This window comes from Bacillus sp. LL01 (assembly GCF_001037965.1).
Map to the genome: position 1 here is coordinate 1 of NZ_LFEL01000114.1, position 5,467 is coordinate 5,467.

A 5,467-nucleotide genomic window follows, 5' to 3' on the forward strand; every position below is an offset into this window, starting at 1 on the left:
CTCTCGTAATAGGACTAACACGTGATAAAGCAAGTCGGCCACTTCCCATTTTAATTCTTCTGGGTCACGGTTTTTCGCAGCGATAATGACTTCGCCTGCTTCCTCGCCGACTTTCTTCAAAATTTTATCGACCCCTTTTTCAAAAAGATAGGTCGTGTACGCTCCTTCTGGCATTTCTGCTTCGCGTTGGRCAATCACTTGCTCAAGCTCATCTAAAATTGCAAATCTTGTTGGGTTTGTGCGTACATTTTCCCCAAACAATGAATCACTAAAGCATGTGTAATCCCCTTTATGACATGCAGGACCTGCTGGTGTCACGAGTACTACTAGTGCATCGGCATCACAATCATAGCGCATATCGGCAATTGTTTGTGTATTACCTGAAGTGGCACCTTTATGCCAAAGCTCTTCACGAGAACGGCTATAAAACCACGTTTCTCTTGTTTCTATTGACTTTTCAAGGGATTCCTTGTTCATATAAGCAAGTGTCAGCACTTCTTTACTCGTTGCATCTTGAACGATCGCTGGTACTAGCCCGCGTTCGTCAAATTTAATCTTGTCTACACTCATCGAACGAGCACCCCTTCCTCTTTTAAATACGTCTTCACTTCTTCAACAGATGTTTCTTTGTAATGAAAAATCGAAGCAGCAAGAGCAGCATCAGCGTTTGCTTCTTTAAACACATCAGCAAAATCTTCCTTCTTTCCTGCTCCACCTGAGGCAATCACAGGTACGGTAACGACTTCATTAACAGCTTTAGTTAACGCGAGATCAAACCCCGTTTTTGCCCCATCTTGATCCATGCTCGTCAGCAAGATCTCACCTGCACCCAGTCGCGTCGCTTCCTTCGCCCAATCACGCACTTCCCATTCAGTCGCTTGGCGTCCACCATGCGTGTAAATACGCCATGAACCAAGTTCCTCGTCATATTTCGCATCAATCGCCACGACAATGCATTGTGATCCAAAGAAATCCGCCCCTTCACGAATCAGTTCAGGACGCTTCACAGCTGCTGTGTTCAAAGAGACCTTGTCAGCTCCAGCACGCAAGACTCGCTTCATATCTTCAAGCGTATTGATCCCACCGCCTACAGTAAATGGAATCGCAAGCTTACCAGCTACTTCTTCCACGACTTCAACCATCGTCTCGCGGCCTTCATGCGAAGCAGAAATATCTAAGAAGACTAATTCATCAGCGCCTTGCTCATCATAGAAAGCGGCCAATTCAACCGGATCTCCAGCATCACGCAGGTCTACAAATTGAATTCCTTTGACAACACGACCTTCCTTTACATCCAAACATGGAATCATTCGTTTAGTTAGCACGTGTTATCACTCTCCTTTTAGGGCTTCTTCAAGTGTGAATTGATTCGTGTAAAGAGCTTTTCCAACGATCGCTCCACTGATCTTACTTGGGTGTTCACGAAGGTCTTTAAGATCTGCTAAATTACTTACGCCTCCTGAAGCAATCACTTCTTTCCCTGTTGCTTCGCTTAGCTTGGCAATTGCTTCTGTATTTGGACCAGATAACATTCCGTCTCGTGAAATATCGGTAAAGATAAACACTTCAGCCCCGTGTCTTGCAAGCTCATTAGCAAGGTCAACCGCTTGGACAGACGATGTTTCAAGCCAGCCGTCTGTTGCGACATAGCCATCACGAGCATCCAGACCAATGGCAATTTTTTCGCCACCATATGTAGAGAGCATTTCTTTTGTAAAGGCTGGGTTGTTTACCGCCACACYTCCTAAAATAACACGATCCACCCCGCGCTCTAAGTAATAGGCAWTGTCTTCAGCTGTGCGGATACCTCCACCAACTTGAACAGACACATCTAATTCCTTTGCCACCTTGACGACATGCTCATGATTAATGCGTGTCTTTGCTTTCGCTCCGTCTAAATCCACCATATGAATCCATTTAGCACCAGCGTCTGCAAACGCCTTTGCCATATCAAACGGGGAATCTCCGTAGATCGTCTCTTGATTGTAATCTCCTTGCACTAACCTCACGCATTTTCCGTCTCGCATATCAATTGCTGGATAAATCTCAAACTTAGCCACGTGCAACCGCTCCCCTCTCGACAAATGCTACATAGTTTTTCAAAATAGACATGCCGACTGAACTACTTTTTTCTGGATGGAATTGTGTACCTAGGACATTGTCACGTCCGACAACGGCTGGTACGACTCGCCCGTACTCACTTGTTGCCAGTAAAACGTCTGTGTCGTCTGTTTTCACGACATACGAATGAACAAAATACACATGCCCTTCTTCCACATTTTTCAGTAAAAGGTGATTAGGCTTTTGGAACATCAGTTTATTCCAGCCCATATGAGGGACTTTGTAGAGATTACCCGCTTCATCCTTGCCACTAAAACGCTCGACCCGTCCCGGAAGCAACCCAAGACCAGCCGTTAAGCCATGTTCTTCACTTTCCTCAAAAAGAAGCTGCATTCCAAGACAAATCCCTAGAAGTGGCTTGCCCTCTTTTGCCCAATTACTCAAGAAGATCGATAAGCCCGTTTCCTTTAAGATACTTGCCCCATCACGAAAGGCTCCTACTCCTGGCAAGATCAAGCCAYCAGCTTTTTCCAATTCAGCCGTTTGATCGGAGAGGAAATAAGGGATATCTAAACGCTCAAGCGCTTTACTCACACTATGTAAATTCCCCATGCCATAATCAACAATACCAATCATTTACAACATTCCTTTCGTTGATGGAACCCCTTTAACACGGTTATCAATCGTTGTTGCTTCATCTAATGCACGTGCAAGGGCTTTAAAGATCGCTTCAATGATGTGGTGGGTGTTGTGGCCGTAATGAACAATCACATGTAAATTCATTCTTGCTTCAAGAGCAAACTTCCATAAGAATTCATGAACAAGCTCCGTATCAAAGGTTCCGACCTTTTGACTTGGAAACTCGGCGCGGAATTCAAGATGCGGACGGTTGCTTAAGTCTACGACGACTTGAGCGAGTGTTTCATCCATTGGCACAAAGGCACTACCATAACGTTTAATCCCTTTTTTATCTCCTAAAGCTTCCTTTAAAGCTAAGCCAAGACAAATACCGATGTCCTCCGTTGTGTGATGATCATCCACTTCTGTGTCACCATTCGCATCAACCGTCAAATCGAAGTGGCCGTGCTTTGTAAACAAATCTAGCATATGGGTAAGAAATGGAACGCCTGTCTCAAGCTCAGAAGTACCTTCCCCATCAATTGAAAAATCAAGAACAATATCTGTTTCTCCAGTCTTTCTTGCCAGTCTAGCTTGTCTCATCTCTATTCATCCTCCAACCTAATGTCGATTGCTCTTGCATGTGCTTCTAATCCTTCTAATCTAGCAAGGGCTGAAATGCTTGCTCCGTTCTGCTTCAGTGCCTGTTTGCTGTAGCTAATCACACTTGATTTCTTCACAAAATCATCGACACTTAATGGGCTTGAAAAGCGTGCTGTTCCATTTGTTGGTAACACATGATTCGGCCCGGCAAAGTAATCACCCACTGGCTCTGAGCTGTATGGTCCAACGAAAATCGCTCCCGCATGGCGGATACGACCAACAAGTGACATCGCATCCTCTGTTAGGATCTCCAGGTGCTCTGGTGCCAGTTCATTAGTGACATCCACAGCCTCATCTAAATCCTTCGTCACATAAATGGCTCCATAATCTTGAATCGATGCTTGGGCAATTTCTCGCTTCGGCAAGGTTTCAAGCTGATGAATGACTTCCGCTTTCACTTCATCAGCAAGGTCCTGACAAGGTGTCACAAGTACGGCCGATGCTCGCTCATCATGCTCTGCTTGACTCAACAGGTCTGCTGCAATGTATCGCGGATTGGCATTCTCATCTGCCAACACGACAATTTCACTCGGTCCTGCAATCATGTCAATATCGACTCGTCCAAATACCGCGCGTTTTGCCAAAGCGACATAGATGTTGCCTGGTCCAGTGATTTTATCGACTGCTTGAATTGTCTCTGTTCCGTATGCGAGTGCTGCTACGGCTTGGGCGCCTCCAACTTTGTAAATCGTTGTGATGCCTAGTTCATTGGCTGTAACGAGAACACTTGCTGGGATGCTGCCGTCTTTTTGTGGGGGTGAGACGATCGTAATTTGCTTCACTCCTGCCACTTGAGCTGGAATCACATTCATCATAATCGAGGAGGGGTATGCTGCTTTTCCGCCTGGTACGTAGAGGCCGACTGAATCAAGCGGTGTGACTTTTTGTCCAAGGATCGTGCCATCTTCTTTTGTCGTCATCCACGATTGTTGAACTTGTCGTTGATGGAAGTCATGGATATTGATGATTGCCGCTCGGATTGCGTTTAAGACACCTGGATCGATTTGCTCATAGGCCGCATTGACCTCCGCTTTCTCGACGAGCAACCCATCTAATGTAGCACCGTCAAATTTCTCGGTGTAGGACAAAAGGGCAGCGTCGCCTTTTTCACGAACGTCTTGAATAATCGTTTCAACCGCTTCCCGCTGTTCACTTGTTCCTGCGTCAAGATCACGCTTTAAACTGACTTCGTCGGTTACTTGCACAATTTTCATGCTTGTTCCCCCTCCACGACTCCTGATAAGCGCTCGACCATTTGATCGATTTGTTCATCTTTCATGCGGTAGCTGACAGGGTTCACGATTAGTCTTGAGGTGATCGGTACAATCGTTTCAAGCTCCACGAGACCATTTTCTTTAAGGGTGCGGCCGGTCGAAACGATATCAACAATACGATCTGCTAACCCGATAAGTGGGGCTAATTCGATCGAGCCATTTAATTTAATCATCTCGACTTGCTCGCCTTGTTCTTTAAAATATTGAGCCGCAAGATTCGGATACTTTGAAGCTACTTTAGGGTTGATATCTTTTTTCTCATATCCCGGAAGGCCGGCAACCGCTAAATAGCAGGCACTAATTTTCAAATCAAGCACTTCATACACATCACGTTCTTCTTCGATCATGACATCTTTTCCAGCCACTCCGATGTCAGCCACCCCATGCTCGACATAGGTCGGTACATCCATTGGTTTTKCTAAAATGAAGCGTAGATTTTCTTCTTCCACATCTAGAATCAATTTACGTGAATCATCGAATTCTTCTGGGAGGCGGTAGCCGGCTTTGCGTAAAAGCTCAACAGCCTCTTYAAATATTCTTCCTTTTGGCATCGCCACTGTTAATACTTCGCTCATCCTACTCGCCTCCTTTTTTTGTCTTACCAATGCAATAAATGACATCGTCATACTGCTCGCTCATTTGATCAACATTCCCCACACCTGAGAGGTCTTGAAGAACGACTGAGATGCCTTCTTCTCGCTTTTCTCTTGCAAGTTTCGTTGCTTCCACACGACGTTCTTTACTGAAGATCACGCAAACATTTTCTTCAGGTTGCGCTGTTTTTCCGATTGCTTCTACAAGTAGATCAAGACGCACACCAAACCCTGTTGCTGGAGCTGGGCGATCAAACT

General features: G+C 45.4%; 7 protein-coding genes and 1 pseudogene. All 8 read right to left on the reverse strand.

What is annotated here, in order from left to right; translation table 11 throughout:
- The coding region (hisIE, locus tag AB685_RS25720) for a bifunctional phosphoribosyl-AMP cyclohydrolase/phosphoribosyl-ATP diphosphatase HisIE (protein WP_047973436.1) at positions 1-570 on the reverse strand (570 nt) is incomplete at its 3' end.
- Positions 567-1,325: an imidazole glycerol phosphate synthase subunit HisF gene (gene hisF, locus AB685_RS25725; RefSeq protein ID WP_047973437.1), complete on the reverse strand. Its 759-nt coding sequence runs from the start codon at positions 1,323-1,325 to the stop codon at positions 567-569. The genes hisIE and hisF, both read right to left, overlap by 4 nt.
- A 6-nt stretch (positions 1,326-1,331) precedes the next feature.
- Positions 1,332-2,060 (reverse strand): 1-(5-phosphoribosyl)-5-[(5-phosphoribosylamino)methylideneamino]imidazole-4-carboxamide isomerase, encoded by a 729-nt coding sequence (gene hisA, locus AB685_RS25730; protein WP_047973438.1) that lies wholly within the window; start codon positions 2,058-2,060, stop codon positions 1,332-1,334.
- Positions 2,053-2,697, reverse strand: coding sequence for an imidazole glycerol phosphate synthase subunit HisH (gene hisH, locus AB685_RS25735; RefSeq protein ID WP_047973439.1), 645 nt, complete (start codon positions 2,695-2,697; stop codon positions 2,053-2,055). Before hisH ends, hisA begins: the two co-directional genes overlap by 8 nt.
- Positions 2,698-3,282 carry an imidazoleglycerol-phosphate dehydratase HisB gene (gene hisB / locus AB685_RS25740; protein WP_047973440.1) on the reverse strand — a complete coding sequence of 195 codons (585 nt, stop codon included), beginning with the start codon at positions 3,280-3,282 and terminating at the stop codon, positions 2,698-2,700. It lies immediately after the preceding gene.
- Between the two features lie 2 nt (positions 3,283-3,284).
- On the reverse strand, positions 3,285-4,556 hold the full coding sequence (hisD, locus tag AB685_RS25745; protein ID WP_047973441.1) for a histidinol dehydrogenase: 1,272 nt from the start codon (positions 4,554-4,556) through the stop codon (positions 3,285-3,287).
- Entirely contained in the window at positions 4,553-5,191 is a 639-nt protein-coding gene (gene hisG, locus AB685_RS25750; RefSeq protein WP_047973442.1) for an ATP phosphoribosyltransferase, read from the reverse strand. Before hisG ends, hisD begins: the two co-directional genes overlap by 4 nt.
- Before the next feature lies 1 nt (position 5,192).
- Positions 5,193-5,467, reverse strand: a pseudogene (locus tag AB685_RS25755) (ATP phosphoribosyltransferase regulatory subunit); the annotation flags it as partial.